Consider the following 16,522-nt stretch of genomic DNA (forward strand, 5'->3'; position numbering starts at 1 on the left):
CGGCGGACTGTTGTTCAAATTGGAACTACCTAGTACCGTCGGGAGCCGAGTCCCAGGAGAACCGTCCGTCACGGAGGTCCAGCCCATGCCGCAGGTGCAGCTGCCCGAGCAGCAGAACCATTCCCCGCAGGCCGCGCGGGCCGCCGACGGCGCCCGGGTGCGCTCGCGGGTGCGGATTCCGCTGACCTTCCCGGACGGGTACCGGGCCGGGGCCGAGGTGTTCACCTTCCACGGACTGACGGACGGCGCGGAACACCTCGCCCTCGCCCTCGGCACCGTGCCGGAGGGCGGCACGCCGCTGGTGCGGCTGCACTCGGAGTGCCTCACCGGGGACGTGTTCGGCTCCGACCGCTGCGACTGCGGGCCGCAGCTGCGCGAGGCGGTCGAGCGGATCTCCGAGGCCGGCGGCTACCTGCTGTACCTGCGCCAGGAGGGGCGCGGCATCGGGCTCTACAACAAGCTCGACGCGTACGCCCTGCAGGACTCCGGCCTCGACACGTACGACGCCAACACCGCGCTCGGACTTCCGGAGGACGGCCGCGACTACACGGCGGCCGCGCAGATGCTCGGGGCGCTCGGTGTCGACGGGATCGAACTGCTGAGCAACAACCCGGACAAGGCCGCGCAGTTGGCCGCCCTGGGCGTCACGGTGGAGCTCCGGGTGCCGACCGGCGTGCACCTGTCCGAGAGCAACGTCCGGTACCTGAAGGCCAAGGTGGAGCGGACGGGGCACTCGATCGAGCTGCCGAGACTGGTGGGCTGAACCGGGCCCGTGCTCAGGCCGGAGGGCGGTCGGCCGTGCGGTGGACAGCGGCGCGGCGGGTGGCGGTGCGCAGGGCGAAGCGGGCGGCGCGGGTGCCGAAGCGGGCCGCCTCCGCGACGGCGGGGAGCGGGTCGTCCGGGCAGAGCCAGGCGCGTTCGGTCCCCCGGCGCGGTCGCAGGCCGGCCGGCGGGCGCCCGGCGTGGCGGACGGCGGACGCCACGGCCAGCAGGTCGAGCTGGCCGACCGCGTAGCCCCGGTCGCGCTGTTCGCCGGCCGGCACGGGCCGGCCGGTGAGGGACAGGTGCAGGGCCCGGACCACGTCCACCCCGTCCACCGTCTCGAACAGCCGGAACTGCGCGCCGGCGCGGGGGTTGAAGTCCACCAGCTTGTGGCGGCCGTCCCTCGGGTCGAGCCGCCAGTCGAGGTCGGCGACACCGCAGTACCCGATCCGCCGGCAGAACCCGGCCGCGAGCTCCGCCAGCGGGGCGTTGGCGACCGCCCGGGCCCGGGTGGTCACGCCGCCGCCCGGGGGCCAGGAGCGCAGCTTGACGCCGGTGAAGACCGCCAGCGGCTCCCCGCCGGGGCCGCAGGTCAGATGGGTGAACCAGTCCTCGGCGCCCTCCGCCGGCAGGTACTCCTGCGCCAGCACCGCGAGCGGACCGGCGTCCGGCCCGATGTCCGGCCCGCACCGGGCCAGCAGTTCCGCGCGGTCCCGGACCACGGTGGTGTGGCCGACCGCCGGGTGCAGCAGCCGACTGAACGGCGCGCGGTTCTTCAGGACCAGCGGGAAGCCCAACCGGTCGGCGGCGGCGAGCAGTTCGGCCCGGTCGGCCGGGGCGCATGCCTCCGGGGCGGGGGTGTCGGTGGCGCGGCAGAGCGCGTGCAGCGTCGCCTTGTCGGCGAGCCGCCGGGGCAGTCCCGGCGGCACCGGCGGCAGCAGGAGGTCGACCGCGTAGTCGGCGGCGTGCTCCGCCAGCAGGACGGCGGCCTCGTCGTCGGTGGCCACCGCCACCGCCCGACGGCCGGTGCGCCGCCGGACCTCGCGGGCGGCCTCCCCCAGACGGGCGGCGAGTTCGGCGGCGGGTTCCCGTCCGGTGCTGGGCGAGACCAGGGCGCCGGCCAGGTAGCGGGAGAGCGCGGTGGGCGTGAACCGGTCCTCGACCATCGCGTACACCGGGACGCCGAGCCGGCCGAGCGAGCGGACGGCGCCGACCGCGCTGTGCGACTGCGGATAGCGCCCCACCTTCACCAGCAGAGCGGGGACGGACCGGTCCAGGGCGAGGGCCGGGACCGGGCGGCGGAGGCCGGTCAGTGCTGCCATACCTGCACCCACTTCACCTGCAGGGCCGCCGAGTCGGTACCGGACGGGGGCGATTCCAGGTAGCCGACGGCCAGGTCGATCACGATCTCCATCGCGACGTCCGGGATCCGGGCGGGGTCGCTGACCGTGAACCGCGGCGTCCCGTCCACGTACCAGGTCACCTCGGTGGGCTGCCAGTCGACGGCGAACACGTGGAAGCCGGCCGAGAAGTCGGCCGGGCCCGCGGTCTGGCCGACGTGCTGGTCGGAGCCGTCCTCCGCGCGCCAGTGCAGGTACATCTGGGCGTACTGGTCGGTGTTCGGGAACTCCGCGATGTCGAGCTCCGGCGGAGTGCCCCGGCTCTCCGCCGGGATCAGCCAGAACGCGGGGAAGAAGCCGTGCGGGTCCTTCGGGACCTGGATCGCGGCGGCGAAGTAGCCGTAGGTGAAGGTGTGCCGGGGCGGCGCGTTCCAGGAGTCACGGCCGGTGCTGACCATGCCCGACACCCACGGGTGGGACCGGCCGTCGGTGCCGGCCGCCGTGCGGCGCTGCGCGGTCAGGGTCAGCAGGCCGCCGCCCGCCCGGACCTGGCCCGGCTGGTACCACTGGTCCTCGCCGTTGCCGGCGTTGGTGCAGCCGTGGTCGTTCCAGTCGTAGCAGGTGGTCCACTTCGAACGGTCGAGGCCCGCGGCGGTGAAACGGTCGTCGAAGGCCAGGTGCCACGGGGCGGCCGAGGCCGGGAGCGGCGGGGCGCCCGCGGGCAGGGCGGCCCCGGCGGCGGACGGGCCGGACCCACCGCCGCCCGCTCCGGACGCGCCGGCCGTGGTCGACCGTCCGCCGCCGGAGCCCGAGCAGGCGGCGACCAGCACCAGCAGGGCGACGGCGGTCGTCGTCCCGGCCGTCCGCCCGCGACGGGAGGTGCCGCGTCTGCGGGAGGCGCGCGGGGTACGCGGGGCACGCGGGGTACGCGGGGCACGCGGGGTACGCGAGGCGCGCGGCCGGAGCGGCAGGGCGGCGAGCAGTGTGCTCAGCGCTGCCAGGACCACCAGCGCCGTCCGGACCGAGAACACCCCGCCCAGCATCAGCCCGACCGTCGTCAGCGAGGCCAGCGCGAGGCTGAGCGCGAGCACCAGCACGCCCGCGGCCCAGCGGTCGGGCCCGGCGGCCCGGGCGATCGTCGGGCGCCCCGCCAGGGCGGCCGCGCCGGGCCCGGCCAGCACGAAGGCGGCCGTGAGCGCGACCCTCGGCGGGGAGCCGGCGGGCAGCGCCGTGGCGGCGACGGCCGCCCAGCCCAGCAGGGCGGGCGCCGCCCGGCGCGCCGTCGGCGACCAGGACCTCGTCACGGGCCACCTCCCTCGGTCGGGCCCGGGCCGGCGGTCCGGGCGGAGTACTGGTAGACCACGGCGTCTCCGTCGGCGAACACCACCCGCAGCGACGGCGAGGCCGCCGCCACGGCCCGCACCCGGTCCACGGTGTCGGCGGGCAGCACGCCGGTCAGTCGGCACTCGGCGGCCTGGGCCTGGGTCAGCACCAGGTAGGACGGGCCGGTGACGGTCGGGTCGGCCAGCGCGGCGCCCACCGCGGCGGCCGGGTCGCGCACGAGCAGCAGGCGGTCCTGCGGCGTGCCCGAGGCCAGGGCCGTGCGGCCGAGTTCGTCGTAGCGGACCTCGCCGCCCGGAAGGTCGGCGGTGACCGAGACGATCCGCGAGCCCGGCGGGGCGGTGGCCGCGATGTACCGGACGGCGGCGGCCTCGCCGGGGGTGAAGCGGTTCATGGCCTCCTTGCCGTAGTAACCGAAGACCAGGCCGAAGAGCAGGCCGAGCAGGGCGAACAGGGTCAGGCCCCAGCGGGCCGGACCGGGCCGCCGGGCCACGGCGGGGGCGGGGGCGCCGCCGGGAGCGGTCCCGCCAGGAGCCGGGACGGCCGGGACGGCCGGGACCAGCAGCGTGGCGGCGAGCATCGCCGCGGCCGGCAGGGCGAACAGATAGGCCCGGAAGACCATTTCACCGCCGTAGCTGTTCGCCAGCAACAGCGGCACCGGCGCGGCCAGCAGCAGCGGCAGACTGGTCCGCCGCACCCAGCGGTGGCGGACCAGGGCGGCCAGCGCCAGCAGCAGGACGGCGGCGGTCAGCCCCCGGTCCACCCAGGAGGCGAACACCTGCGCCTCGGCGGGCCGGGCCAGCCGTTGCAGGCCGGGCAGCGCGTTGTTGTCCGGCGAGGCGAGGGCGGCCACCAGGTCACCGAGGTTCTTCGAGAGGTAGGGGCGGGCCACGGTGGCGTCCCAGGCGAAGGTCAGGGCGACGGCGGCGGCCAGGACGGGCAGCACCACGCGGCGGTTGCGGCGCGGGATCGCGAGCATCACCAGCGCGCTGATCAGCATCAGCGGGGTGAGCTGGTGGGAGCAGACGATGGCCGCGGTCAGCACCAGCACCAGGGCGAACGGCAGCGGGCGCCAGCCGCCGTGCCGGGGCAGGTCGGTGCTCCAGGTCATCGCCCGGGCGCCGCCGGCCGCCGGACCCCGCTCGCCCGCCGCCCCCGGTGGTCCTTCCGGCCCGGAGCCGTCCGCCGGCGGCCGCCCGGCCGCAAGGCGGCGCAGCACCAGCGCGAGCACGGCGAGGAAGAGCAGGTAGGAGAACGCCTGCGGGGAGAAGTAGTCCTGGCCGACCCAGGAGGCGCTGTAGTAGATCCACACCCCGCCCCAGACCAGCCGCCCGTTCGTGGTGACGGTGCGCAGCACCAGCAGCAGCGGCCCGAGCAGCAGCACATTGGCCAGCACCGGGTACCAGGCCGCGTAGCCGAGCGCCGAGTGCAGACCGGTGGCGCGCAGGAACAGCACGTTGAGCTGGAAGAAGCCGGGCCACTGGTTGTAGGCGTCGAGCGCGCCCGCGTCGGGGACGGCGCCGTCGTGGCGGAACATCGCGTCGACGACCATGACGTGCTTCCAGGCCCAGGCGTAGCGCAGTTCCGGGTACAGCAGGGTGGGGGTGGCGTGCACGAAGGCGATCAGGGCGAGGACGTAGCCGGGCGCCCAGCGGCGCCGGGCGCCGCGTTCGGCGAGCACGGCGGTGAAGCCGGCGGTCAGCAGCGCGAGGCCGGCCCAGTAGAGCACCGGCAGGGCCCCGACCAGGCCGAGCGCGCCCATCCGGTCGGTCCTGGTCCGGGGCAGGGCCAGCAGCCAGAGCAGGACGGCGGTCGGCAGGGCGAGCCGGGCGAAGAGGGCGAGCGGGCCGAGGCCGCCGAGGGCGCCGGGGAACGCGGCGGTGCGGTGGGCGCGCCGGGTCGGGCGGCCCCGGGCCGGACTCGGGCCGGTGGCGTCCGGGTGCCGTGACCCGGCCAGTTGGTCAACCATCGGAGGGTCCCCCCACCGGGCTGCCGACCGCCGCGCGCAGCCGCCGGTAGCCCCGCCAGTACCGGGTGTACAGGCCCTCCGGGACGGGTCCGGTGCGGGCGCCGCGGCCGGCCACCCAGTCGGTGAACACCCGGTCGGGGGTGTCGGCCCGGACCATCAGCCGGCAGAGCCGCAGCACGTGGTCGGCCGCGGAGCTGAACTTGTTCTCGACCGCGGTCGCCGAGGTCCACCCGGCCTCGGCGACCCGGCGGCGGACGGCGGCGCTGGAGTAGCCGTGGGGGTAGGCGAAGGCGGTGACCTCGTGGCCGAGCGCGTCCTCCAGCCGGTGCTTGCAGCCGGTGATCTCCTCGGTGCGCTGCCGCGGGCCGACGGTGTCCAGCTGGGCGTGGGTGACGGAGTGGCCGCCGATCTCGACGCCCATCGCGTCCAGGGCGGCGACCTGGCGCCAGTTCAGCATGTCGGCGGGCGGGAACAGACTGCCGGTGGGGCGGCCGCCGGGCGGGTGGACGGCGCCGACGGTGAGGTAGAGGGTGGCGGGCAGCCCTCGCTCTTCCAGCAGCGGGGCGACCGTCCAGTAGAAGTCGGCGAAGCCGTCGTCGAAGGTGAGGACCGCCGCCCGGGGCGGGAGCGGGGGGCCACCGCGCACGGCGGCGACCAGCCGCCGGAGCGGGACGACCGGCCGGCCCGCCTCGGTGATCCGGTCGAGCTGGCGGCGGAAGGCGTCGGGGGTCACGGTCCAGGGGGCGATCCAGTTCGGTGGGTGGTCGGACACCGAGTGGTAGAGGAAGACCGGGACCGGGGTCATGGCCGGGTCCCCGGCGCCGCGGCGCCGGTCGCGCTCGCGGTCCCCGTCGCCGTCGCCGTCGCCGTCGCTGTCGCGTTCGTGCTCGCGTCGGTGTCCGGGGTCCCCGGACCGGACGGACGGCGGAGCCTGCCGGTGGCGTACCCGGTCGCGTACCCGGCGGCGGCCAGACCGGCCCCGGCGCCGAGTGCCCCGGCCGCCCGCAGCCGCCCGTGCCGCACCGCGCGGAACACGGCCACCGGCAGGGTGCGGCGCAGGTAGCGCCGTTCGCTGGAGAGCGCGGACCGGGCGCCCACGTGCCGCGCGACCACGGCCTTGGAGCGGCCCTCGGCGTAGCAGCGGGAGCTGAAGTAGCGCCAGCCGGTGCGGGCCGGCGGCACATGCTGGCGGACCACCGCGGCGGGCTGGTGGCGCAGGACACCGCCGGGGTTCAGCGCGGTGAGCCGCACGCAGAGCTCGGTCTCCTCGCAGCCGAACGGGCTGGTGCCGATCCGGCCGAGGTCACCGCGGAAGCCTCCGGCGGCGACCACCGCGGCCCGCCGGAAGGACATGTTGGCGCCGATGAAGTTGCGCACCGCCCCGGCGTCCTCGGGCGCGCCGGGGTAGGAGCAGCCGACCACCCAGTCGTACTCGGGCGGGAACCAGCCGGGCCGGCCGGTCTCCCACCAGGAGTCGACCCGGCCGCCGACGCCCAGCACCGCCGGGTCGCGGTAGCCGTCGAGCAGGGCCTCGGTCCAGTCGGGGCGGGCCACCGCGTCGTCGTCCAGGAAGGCGAGCACCTCGCCCCGGGCCTCCCGCACCCCGGTGTTGCGGGCACCGGAGACGCCCGGCGGCTCGGTGCTCTCGACCACCCTCAGTTCCGGGCGGTCGGCCAGCCGGGCGGTGAGCTCGGGGCAGTGGTCGACCACGACCACGGTCTCGTCGGGCCGGCGCCGTTGTGCGGCCAGGGAGTCGAGGGCGGCGGTGAGGTCGTCCCAGCGGTCCGTGGTGTAGCTGCACACGACGACCGAGAGGGTGCTGGGCGGCGCCTCCGCGCGCCGTGGGGTGCCGGTCACGGCCTCGGCCTGCCGGGTGTTCGTCGCGGTCTCGGGTCGCCGGGTGTTCATCGCGGTCTCCGGTCGGTGGACGGCAGCCAGCGCGGCAGGGCTGCCAGGAGGGGCAGGGCGAGGGCGCTCGGGGCGATCAGCCAGGCGGCGCCGACGCCCGCCAGGCCGTACACGGGGAGCAGGACGGCCGCGAGGACGACGACCAGCGCCGCGTACACGACCTGGAGGCCGATCATCCAGCGCAGGGCGCGGCGGGCCCGGGCCACGTCGGTGGCCAGGCTCAGCACGACGGTGGGCAGCGCGGAGAGCGCCATCAACCGCAGCGCGGTGGTGCCGTGCTCGGCGTAGCCGGGGCCGAAGAGCCGCAGCAGCCAGGGCGCTCCGGCCACGATCACGACCACGGCGGCGAGGACGATCGCGCCGGTGTGCCGGAACATCCGGCGGGCGTGCTCGGCCAGCCGCTCCGGCTCCCTGGCGGCCTCGACGACCAGGGAACTGCCCATGCTGTAGGCCGCCATGTAGAGGCTGTCGGCGATCACCCAGGCGAGCGCGTAGTAGGCGGCCCGGTCGGCGCCGAGGGCGGCCAGGACCATCAGCGGGACGACGCTGCACGCGGTGATCCCGGCCAGGTTGCCGAGGTAGTCGGCGACGGCGTAGCGGGCGATCCGCGGGGGCAGCGGCGGGGCGGTGACGGGGGCCCGCTCGTGGGCCGGGACGGCCCGGCGGAACAGCACCACGTTGGTGACCAGCACCGTCAGCAGGAGGGCCGCGGCCCAGGAGAGGAGGATCCCGGTGCTGATGGCGAGCGCGGCGCAGATCGCCAGGGCCCCTGCCTTGACCAGCGCGAAGCAAGCGTTCTCGCCGACGACCAGGCCGGTGCGGCGCAGGCCGGTGAGCGCGCCGTCCTGGAGCACGAAGAGCGAGTAACCGGCGGTCACGACGACGAAGGAGACGGCCAGCAGGGGTTCCCGCAGGTAGCCGAGGCTCGGGGAGATCCGGGGGATCAGCAGCAGGAAGCCGACGGCGGCGAGGGCCCCGGCGATCGCGCTCGCCGCGTAGCAGCGCACCACCAGGCGGCGGGTGCCCCGGCCCGCGACGGGGACGAAGCGCACCAGGACGCCGTTGAGGTTGAACCGGCCGATGGCGGAGAGCAGTCCGGCGGCGGAGACGGCGGCGGAGCTCAGGCCGACCGCCTCGGCGCTGTACCAGCGGGTGGCGAACAGCCAGAACACCGCGCCGAGGGCGGCCGCGAGGACGGAGCTGAGCAGCAGCAGGTGTCCGTTGCGCAGCAGGGCGTCGGCGGGCCGGACGGCGCGCAGCGCCCGGGTGGCGCGGTCCGTCCCGGCGGCCCGGGCGGCGCGGGCGCGGGCGGCCAGCAGGGTCCGGTAGGTGCACTGGCAGGGCAGCGGCCGGGGACAGGAGCAGGCGCGGTCGGCGACCGGGCGGGGGGCCGGGAGCAGCATCACGACCGGCTCCCCGCCCGGAACCGGCGGTCCTGCACCCGGCCGACCAGGTAGCCGGCCGGGCCGAGGGGCAGCGCGCGCAGTTCGATCCGGCCGAGTCGGGCCAGTTCCGGGTCGGTCCGGGGGCCCGCCGCGCCGTCGCTGTGGGCCGGCGCGGCGGGGACGGTGGGGGCGGCGGCCCGCCGCAGCGCGTGCCGGGTGCCGGCCGGGATCCGGCGCAGCAGTTCGGCGAGCAGCGCGGGCCGGTGGACCACGGCCGCGGTCAGGTAGCCGCCGAGGCCGATGCCGAAGCCCCGGATCTGGGCTTCGAGCTCGGTCCGGGTGCGGCGGTGGCGGTGCCAGACGACGGCCTCCGGCCGGTAGGCCAGGGTGTGTCCGGCGGCCAGCACGCCGAGGAAGGCGAGCAGGTCCTCGCCGCCGCGGGTCGGCGTGCCGGCGCCGGTGGCCGGGTCGAAGCCGCCGAGCCGGCGCAGTGCCCCGGTGCGGAAGGCCATGTTGGCGCCGGTGCCGAAGCGGCCGGCGGCGAACGGGAACAGCGGGTCGGCGGCGTCGGTCCGCCGGGACCAGTCGCGCGGGGCGAAGCCCTTGCCGAAGCCGCAGTAGCGTTCGAACAGCGCCTGGGCCTCGGTGTCGAGTTCGGCGGGCACCACCAGGCCGGTGACGCAGGCGATCCGGGGGTCCGCGCGGAAGGCGGCGGCCAGGGCGCCGACCCAGGCGGGGTCGGCCAGGGTGTCGTCGTCGGTGAAGGCCACGATCTCGCCGTGGGCGGCCGCGAGGCCCCGGTTGCGGGCCCGGGCCAGGCCGGGCACGGGTTCGCGCAGGTAGCGCAGCCGGCCGGGGGCGAGGCCGCGGATCAGCCGTTCGGTGCTGTCGTCCTCGGGGGCGTTGTCGACGACCAGGATCTCGGTGGCGGGGTGGTCGGTGCGCAGCAGGGCGCGCAGGCTGTCGGCGAGCAGGGTGGGGCGGCCCCGGGTGCAGACGACGACGGTGACCGTCGGCGGGGTGCGGTCGGCCGGGGCGGGTGTGGGGGCTCCACCGGCGCCCGGGCCGAACTTCCGCTCGGCGGCGGCGACCAGACGGGCGCGGAGGTCGACCGCACCCCCGTCCGCCCAGTCCGTACTGCCCGTACTGCCCGTACTGCTCGCCCCGTCCGGGCCGAGCGCGACCAGGCCCAGCGGCCGTCCGGCCCGGCGGACCAGGGCCACCACGGACGGCACCGCCCGGTCCGGCCGGCGGGCGGGCCCCGAGCGCCCGGGCGCCCAGGGGCCGCCGGGCCGGTCGAGGTCCAGGTCCATCACCCGGGCCGGCACCGGCAGGGCCGGCCGCGGCGGTACGGGGACCGGCGGGGCCGCGGCCAGCCGGACGGCGGTCACGACACACCCCCGTCGTCCCACCCGCGCTGGCGCCAGACGCTGACCGCGTAGCCGAACGGCCCGGCCAGCATGCCGCCGAGCTCACGGCGCCCGAGCCGCAGCAGCGCGTCCTCCCGGCCCGTCGGGGCGCAGCGGGCCCGGTGCCGACGGACCCGCTGCCACTGCCGCACCCCGCCGGGGAGCCGGCGGGCGAGTTCGAGCAGGACGCCGGGCCGCCGGGTGACCGCGGCCGTCAGGTAGGCGCCGAAGCCGACCCCGAAGTTGAACACCTGCCGTCCGAGCGCGTCGGCGGTCCGCGGGTGGCGGTGCCAGACGATGGCGTCGGGCTGGTAGGCGACGGTGTGGCCGGTGTCGAGGGTCTGGAAGAACGCGAGCAGTTCCTCGCCGCCCCGGGCGGGGGTGCCGGCGCCGGTCGCCGGGTCGAAGCCGCCGAAGCCCCGGACGACGGCCGTCCGGAAGGCCATGTTGGCGCCGGACCCGAAGCGGCCGACGGAGAACCGGATCAGCGGGTCGTCGGGCCGCTGGCGCAGCGACCAGTCGCGGGCGGCGAAGCCCCGGGCGTAGCCGCCGTACTGCTCCAGGGCGGCCTGGGCGGGGGTGTCGAGCTCGGCCGGCAGCACGAGCCCGGTGACGCAGGCGATCCGGTCGTCGGCGCGGAAGGTCGCGGCGATCGCGTCGACCCAGCCGGCGTCGATGATCAGGTCGTCGTCGGCGAACGCCACCACCTCGCCGCTGGCCGCGGCCAGGCCGCGGTTGCGGGCCCGGGCGAGCCCGGGCACGGGTTCGCGCAGGTACCGGACACGGTCGCGGTACCGCGCGGCGACGAGGCGTTCGGTGGCGTCGTCGTGCGGAGCGTTGTCGACGACCAGGACCTCGGTGTGCGGATAGCCGGTCCGCAGCAGGGAGTCCAGGCAGCTCCGCAGGGAGGCGGTCCGGTCGCGGGTGCAGATCACCACGCTGACCGTGACCGGGCCCGCGGGCACCCGGGCGCGCGCGACCCGACTCGGGCGCGCCGCGGGTGTCGCGGTGGACAGGGCGGGAACGGGCAGTTCCCGGTGGGCGGCGTCGACCAGCGCCCGGCGCAGCGCGGCGGTGCCGCCGGCCGTTCCGGTGGCCGTGACCAGGCCGAGCGGGTGCCCGTGCAGCCGCACCAGCGCCAGCACCCGGCCGACCGGGTCCTCGGCCCCGAGGCCGCCGGGCGAGCGCAGGCCGCTCGGCTCGTCCAGGTCGAGGTCGACGACGCGGACGGGGGCGCGCAGCGCGTCACGGGCGGCGGTGCACGGAGCGGCCGCGTCGGTGCGCCGGTCGGAGCCCTTCATCACCGCTCCTCCGCGGGAGCGGCCGGCCGCTCACGCGGAGCGACGGCCGGGGTCCGGGCGCCGGGGCGCTCGGTGATCAGGGTCCGCAGCACCCGGCGGCCGTCGGCGACGGCGTGCAGGTGCGAGCGGCCGCTGCGGCGGGGCAGTTCGAGGCTGGGCACCTCGGCGATCCGCAGTCCGGAGCGCAGCGCGTGGGCGGTCATCTCGGCCTCGATCTCGAAGCCGGCGGACCGCAGGTCGAGCGCGTCCAGGAAGGAGCGGCGGAAGGCGCAGTAGCCGTAGCACAGGTCGGTCAGGCGGGCGTCGTACAGGCGGTTGGCGACGGCGAGCAGGGCGCGGTTGCCGAGCGAACGGATCCGGGTGAGGTCCAGCGATCCGCCGCCGCCGATGCAGCGCGACCCTTTGACGAAGTCGTAGCCGTGGTCGAGGAAGTGCAGGAAGTGCGGGATCTCGCCGGGCCACATGGAGCCGTCGGCGTCCATCATGACGATGTACTCGCCGGTGGCGGCGGCGAAGCCGGTCCGCAGGGCGTTGCCCTTGCCGGGACCGCTCTGGGCGACGCTGCGCACGGCGGGCAGGCAGTGCCGGGCCATCGGGACGGTGGCGTCGCTGGAGGAGCCGTCGACCAGGATGACCTCGTCCACGCAGCGCGGGATCTGCTCGAACACCCAGGGGATGTTGCGGGCCTCGTTGCGGGCGGGGACGACCAGGCTGACGGTGTGACGGGTGACGACCACATCGTCGGCGCGGCGCATCGGCCGGGGGCCGGCGGCGGCCTCGTCCCCGGCGCGGTCGGCGGCGCGGCGGCGCGGGTGGGTGTCGGAGCCGGGGCGCGGTCGGCCGTCCGGCCCGGTGGGGGCGTGCGGATGGGTGCTCGGGGGCGCGGTGGTGCTCATCGAAAGCCGGCCTCTCGGCGAAGAGGTGGTGGGCGCGGCGCCGGACGGACCGGTGGACGGCGGGAGCGGCGCGGCCCCTGGCTGAGACGGGCGCGCCCGGCGCGGAGGCGCGGCGCGGCCCGGTGGGACGGGGTGGGCCCGGTGCGAGACGGATGCGCAGGGCACGAACCCCGGGAGAAGGCCCCGAGGGGGCCGGTCGACGGACCGTGGGACGTCGGGCGACCGCCGGGAACCGGGCGGCCGAAGGGGGTGCGCACCGCTGGTCCCGGGCGCCGGGAAAGCGCCGGTCCGTCGTACTGGCGGGGATCCCGCACCGACGGTGCGGGGACTGCCAGGACCTCATCGTGCGCTCGGACGGCTCACCGCGTCAAGGGTGTTATGTCGGTTTTCGACACTAATCTCCGTGCGTCACCGCGCGCCCCCGGACCGCCACCGGGCGGCCCTGCGGCTCCTCGGCGATCCGCCGGGCGATCTCGGCCGGCCGCACCGGCCGCCCGAAGTGCCAGCCCTGCGCCCAGTCGCAGCCGATGACCCGCAGCCGCTCGGCGTCCCGGCGGGTCTCGACGCCCTCGGCGGTGACGGTCAGCCCGAGGGCGTGCGCCATCGACACCAGACCGCTGACGATCCGCCAGCCGGTCTCCTCGTCCTTGGCCGGGTCGTGCAGGTCGCCGACGAAGGACCCGGCGATCTTCAGCCCGGAGACCGGCAGGTCGCGCAGGTAGGCGAGATTGGACCAGCCGGTGCCGAAGTCGTCGACGGCCAGCGAGACGCCCCGGTCGACCAGCCCGTGCAGGGTGCGCAGCGCCTCGTCCTCGGGGCCGACCACGGTGGACTCGGTGATCTCCAGCTGGAGCCGGGCCGGGTCCAGGCCGGTGCTGTCGAGGATCCGGTTGAGGTCACCGACCAGGGCGGCGCTGCGGGCCTGGCGGACCGCCAGGTTGACGTTGAGCTGCGGCGCCGCGTCGCCGAACCGCTTGACCCAGTCGGCGGCCTGACCGCACGCCTGCTCCAGCACCCAGCGGCCGAGCGGCATGATCAGCCCGGTCTCCTCGGCGGTGGTCACGAACTCGTCCGGGCCGAGCACCCCGAGCTGCGGGTGGCGCCAGCGCACCAGCGCCTCGACGGCGGCGAGCCGGCCGTCGGCCAGCGCGTACAGCGGCTGGTAGTCGATGAAGAACTCGCCCCGGTCCAGCGCGGCGGGCATCCGCACCGACACGGCGTAGCGGGAGACGGCGCGGGCGTTCTCCTTGGGGTCGAACAGCGTCCAGCGGCCCCGGCCGGCCTCCTTCGCCCGGTAGAGCGTCAGGTCGGCGGCCCGCACGGCGGCGCCGGGGGTGGTGGTGGAGACCCGGCGCTCCAGGACGCCGACGCTGGCGCCGACGGCGAGCTTGTGGTCGCCGATCAGCACCGGCCCGGCCAGTGCCTTGAGCACGGTCTTCGCGGCGGCGACGGCCTCCTGCTCGCCGCGGCTGTTCTCCAGCAGGACGACGAACTCGTCGCCGCCGAGCCGGGCCACCAGGTGGCCGAGCGGGCTGAGGGCGGCCTTCAGCCGGGCCGCGACGGCGGCCAGCAGCTGGTCGCCGGTGTCGTGGCCGAGGCTGTCGTTGACCACCTTGAAGCCGTCGAGGTCGACGTAGCAGAGCCCGAACCGGGCGCCCGGGTCCGGATCCTCGAAGAGCTTCTCCAGCCGTTCGAAGAACGCGGCCCGGTTGGGCAGCCCGGTGAGCGGGTCGTGGGTGGCCTGGTGGCGCAGCCGCTCCTGGAGCCGGTAGCGGTCGGTGACGTCCTCCAGCATCGCGACCTGGTACTGCGGGGTGCCGTCGTCGTCGCGGATCAGCGAGACCGTCAGGTGGGTCCAGACCACCTCGCCGTCCTGCCGGTAGTACGGCTTGTCGAACTGGAAGTACTCGCGCTTGCCGCTGACCAGTTCCTCGTAGACGTCCCAGACGCCGTCACCGTCCTCGGGGTGGACGAGGTCACCGACCCGGCGGCCGATCATGTCCTCCGGGCCGGCCCCGAACAGTTCCTGGAGGGCCTTGTTGACGGCCAGGATGTTGCCGTCGGTGTCGCCGATGCCGATGCCGATCGCGGCGCTCTCGAACAGCGCCCGGAAGCGCGCCTCGGAGGCGCGCAGCGCCTTCTCGGCCTCCCGGCGGGCGATGTCGGCGGCGGTGCGGATGGCCTCCTGTTCGCGCAGGGTGCGCTCGCGCAGGGCCGCCGCCCAGCCGGCCGCGAAGGCGCCGCACAGCGCGGGCCCCCGACCGTCGGCCGAGGGCTGCCGCTGGAGCAGCTCCAGCGCCCGGGCCAGCACCACCGGGTCGGTGAACTGCGCCTCGACCAGCTGCGCGCCGGCCTCGGCGGCCAGGTGCGGCTCGAACGGGTCGTCGAGCTGGGCGCGGTTGAGCAGCCCGGCGGTGCCGGACACCAGTTGTCCGAGCAGGCCGGGGTGGACAGCCGTCCCGTGGTCACCGGAGAGCAGCCGCGCCCAGTCCTCGTGGAACCGTTCGGCGCCGCTGCTCGGTCCCGGTGCTTCGGTCACGGGCGGAACCCCACGCCGGCGACCCCGGTCATCCGCTCCGGGTGCTCGCCGACGGCCTCCGGCTGGTCCGGGCGCCACTGCGGCAGGTAGACGACGCCGGGCTCGACGATGTCGAAGCCGGCGAACAGACCGGTGATCTGCTCGACGGTGCGCATGGTCAGCGGCGTGGGCGTCATCCGGTAGAGCCGCTGGTGGTCCTCGGCCTGGTCGGGGCGGCCCTCCAGGGAGGCGTGCGACAGCACCAGGGCGCTGCCCGGCGGGAGGGCGTCGCGGATCACCGCGAGCAGCTTCCACGGGTCGTCGGCGTCCTGGACGAAGTGCATGACGGCGACCAGCAGGACGGCCACCGGCTCGCCGTCCGCGAGCAGCTCCGTCACCTCGGGGCGGGACATCAGGTCGTCGATGTCGCGGACGTCGGCCTGGACGACCAGACTGTCCGGGTCCTCCGCGAGCAGCAGCCGGCTGTGGGCGACGGCGACCGGGTCGCGGTCGATGTAGACCACCCGGGACTCCGGCCGGATCGCGCGGGCGATCTCGTGGACGGCGCCGAAGGTGGGGATGCCGGAGCCGATGTCCAGGAAGCGGCTGATGCCGCGTTCGGCGGTGTACTGGACCGCGCGGCGGAGGAAGGCCCGGTTGGAGCGCATGATCTGCGGCAGTTCCGGCCAGAGGGCGATCGCCTTGCGGGCCATCTCCCGGTCCACCTCGAAGTTGTGCGAGCCTCCGAGGTAGTAGTCGTAGACCCGGGCGGCGTTCGGTTTGTCCAGGTCCGTGCCCTCCGGTACCCAGTTCGGTCGCCGCATCCTCGGGACTCCTTCGTTCCGGTTCCGATGAATCAGTCGTCTGCCGTGATGACTGAGACTGATGAGACTACAAGCACACAAGATCCTCCCTTGCACGTCGAACGCGTGCAAGCGGAGTGACGTACTCCCTTCCGTCTCCCCTGCGTCTCCGTTCCGTCTCTTTCGCCTCTCCCCCGCGTCCTCCTCGCGCGGTCCCGGCCGGACCTCGCGGGAACCCCGCCGGAGCGGGCCGGACCCGGGCTACAGTGCCCCCGTGGACCCCAACCACTACCGGTTCCGCGGCGTCTGGCGACTGCCCGCCCCACCGGCGGCGGTCTTCACGGCGCTCGCCGACGTCCCCGGCTATCCCCGCTGGTGGCCGGAGATCCTCGCCGTCCGGGAGACCGGGCCGGAGCGGGGCGAGGTGCTCGTCCGGGCGCTGCTCCCCTACCGGCTGGTGATCGGGCTGACCTCCGTCCGCCGGGACCGCGCCGCCGGGGTGCTGGAGGCGGCCATGGACGGCGATCTCACCGGCTGGTCGCGCTGGACGGTCGCGGCCGACGGCGCGGGCGGCAGCCTGGTCCTGTTCGAGGAGGACACCCGCCCGGCCAAGCCGCTGCTGCGCCGGCTGGCGCTGCCCGCCCGGCCGCTGTTCCGGGCCAACCACGCGGTGATGATGCGGCGCGGGCGGCGCGGCCTGGCGGCCCACCTCGTCGCCGGCCCGCCCGGCGGCCCCGACGGCTCCCGCCCCGACGGCTCCGGCCCCCGTCCGGCCGGTGGTTCCGACCCCCGTCCCAGCGGCCCCACGGGCTGACCCGAAGCTCGCCGAAATCACCCGATTCACCCGTTCGCACCGACCCTGACCTGCGCGAACAGTCCTTCACCAGATG

At 76.1% G+C, this 16,522-nt stretch carries 13 protein-coding genes; 2 read left to right on the forward strand and 11 right to left on the reverse strand.

All coding sequences use genetic code 11. The features are described from left to right. Positions 1 to 85: 85 nt before the first annotated feature. Positions 86 to 763 carry a GTP cyclohydrolase II gene (gene ribA / locus ACIQ9P_RS17705; RefSeq protein WP_402356115.1) on the forward strand — a complete coding sequence of 226 codons (678 nt, stop codon included), beginning with the start codon at positions 86 to 88 and terminating at the stop codon, positions 761 to 763. Positions 764 to 776: 13 nt separating this feature from the next. Here ribA and ACIQ9P_RS17710 read toward each other — a convergent pair whose 3' ends face one another. From ACIQ9P_RS17710 to ACIQ9P_RS17760, 11 genes are all read right to left on the reverse strand, one after another. After that, the gene (locus tag ACIQ9P_RS17710) at positions 777 to 2,084 is read right to left on the reverse strand and encodes an ATP-grasp domain-containing protein (protein WP_402356118.1); all 1,308 of its coding nucleotides are present in this window, start codon (positions 2,082 to 2,084) and stop codon (positions 777 to 779) included. Next, positions 2,072 to 3,406 (reverse strand): family 16 glycosylhydrolase, encoded by a 1,335-nt coding sequence (locus ACIQ9P_RS17715; protein WP_402356121.1) that lies wholly within the window; start codon positions 3,404 to 3,406, stop codon positions 2,072 to 2,074. The genes ACIQ9P_RS17710 and ACIQ9P_RS17715 overlap by 13 nt, the downstream gene beginning before the upstream one ends. Next, entirely contained in the window at positions 3,403 to 5,412 is a 2,010-nt protein-coding gene (locus ACIQ9P_RS17720) for a glycosyltransferase (RefSeq protein WP_402356124.1), read from the reverse strand. The genes ACIQ9P_RS17715 and ACIQ9P_RS17720 overlap by 4 nt, the downstream gene beginning before the upstream one ends. Beyond that, a complete protein-coding gene (locus ACIQ9P_RS17725) occupies positions 5,405 to 6,217 on the reverse strand; it encodes a polysaccharide deacetylase family protein (RefSeq protein ID WP_402356127.1) in 813 nt (270 codons plus the stop codon). The genes ACIQ9P_RS17720 and ACIQ9P_RS17725 overlap by 8 nt, the downstream gene beginning before the upstream one ends. Next, positions 6,214 to 7,320 carry a glycosyltransferase family 2 protein gene (locus tag ACIQ9P_RS17730; RefSeq protein WP_402356130.1) on the reverse strand — a complete coding sequence of 369 codons (1,107 nt, stop codon included), beginning with the start codon at positions 7,318 to 7,320 and terminating at the stop codon, positions 6,214 to 6,216. Before ACIQ9P_RS17730 ends, ACIQ9P_RS17725 begins: the two co-directional genes overlap by 4 nt. After that, entirely contained in the window at positions 7,317 to 8,726 is a 1,410-nt protein-coding gene (locus tag ACIQ9P_RS17735; RefSeq protein ID WP_402356133.1) for a lipopolysaccharide biosynthesis protein, read from the reverse strand. Before ACIQ9P_RS17735 ends, ACIQ9P_RS17730 begins: the two co-directional genes overlap by 4 nt. Beyond that, positions 8,723 to 10,096 carry a glycosyltransferase gene (locus tag ACIQ9P_RS17740; protein ID WP_402356136.1) on the reverse strand — a complete coding sequence of 458 codons (1,374 nt, stop codon included), beginning with the start codon at positions 10,094 to 10,096 and terminating at the stop codon, positions 8,723 to 8,725. The genes ACIQ9P_RS17735 and ACIQ9P_RS17740 overlap by 4 nt, the downstream gene beginning before the upstream one ends. Then, the gene (locus ACIQ9P_RS17745) at positions 10,093 to 11,415 is read right to left on the reverse strand and encodes a glycosyltransferase family 2 protein (RefSeq protein ID WP_402356139.1); all 1,323 of its coding nucleotides are present in this window, start codon (positions 11,413 to 11,415) and stop codon (positions 10,093 to 10,095) included. Before ACIQ9P_RS17745 ends, ACIQ9P_RS17740 begins: the two co-directional genes overlap by 4 nt. Then, entirely contained in the window at positions 11,415 to 12,311 is an 897-nt protein-coding gene (locus tag ACIQ9P_RS17750) for a glycosyltransferase family 2 protein (protein ID WP_402356142.1), read from the reverse strand. The genes ACIQ9P_RS17745 and ACIQ9P_RS17750 overlap by 1 nt, the downstream gene beginning before the upstream one ends. Before the next feature lie 394 nt (positions 12,312 to 12,705). Beyond that, the gene (locus tag ACIQ9P_RS17755; RefSeq protein ID WP_402356145.1) at positions 12,706 to 14,850 is read right to left on the reverse strand and encodes a putative bifunctional diguanylate cyclase/phosphodiesterase; all 2,145 of its coding nucleotides are present in this window, start codon (positions 14,848 to 14,850) and stop codon (positions 12,706 to 12,708) included. Then, complete coding sequence (locus tag ACIQ9P_RS17760) at positions 14,847 to 15,653, reverse strand: SAM-dependent methyltransferase (protein ID WP_402356148.1); 807 nt, start codon at positions 15,651 to 15,653, stop codon at positions 14,847 to 14,849. The genes ACIQ9P_RS17755 and ACIQ9P_RS17760 overlap by 4 nt, the downstream gene beginning before the upstream one ends. A gap of 253 nt (positions 15,654 to 15,906) precedes the next feature. On the opposite strand from ACIQ9P_RS17760, the gene ACIQ9P_RS17765 reads away from it, so the two are divergent. Then, the gene (locus tag ACIQ9P_RS17765) at positions 15,907 to 16,446 is read left to right on the forward strand and encodes an SRPBCC family protein (RefSeq protein ID WP_402356151.1); all 540 of its coding nucleotides are present in this window, start codon (positions 15,907 to 15,909) and stop codon (positions 16,444 to 16,446) included. Positions 16,447 to 16,522: the final 76 nt, after the last annotated feature.

Origin of the sequence: Kitasatospora sp. NPDC094019 (assembly GCF_044764505.1) — a bacterium.
In the GTDB taxonomy this organism is placed as follows: domain Bacteria; phylum Actinomycetota; class Actinomycetes; order Streptomycetales; family Streptomycetaceae; genus Kitasatospora.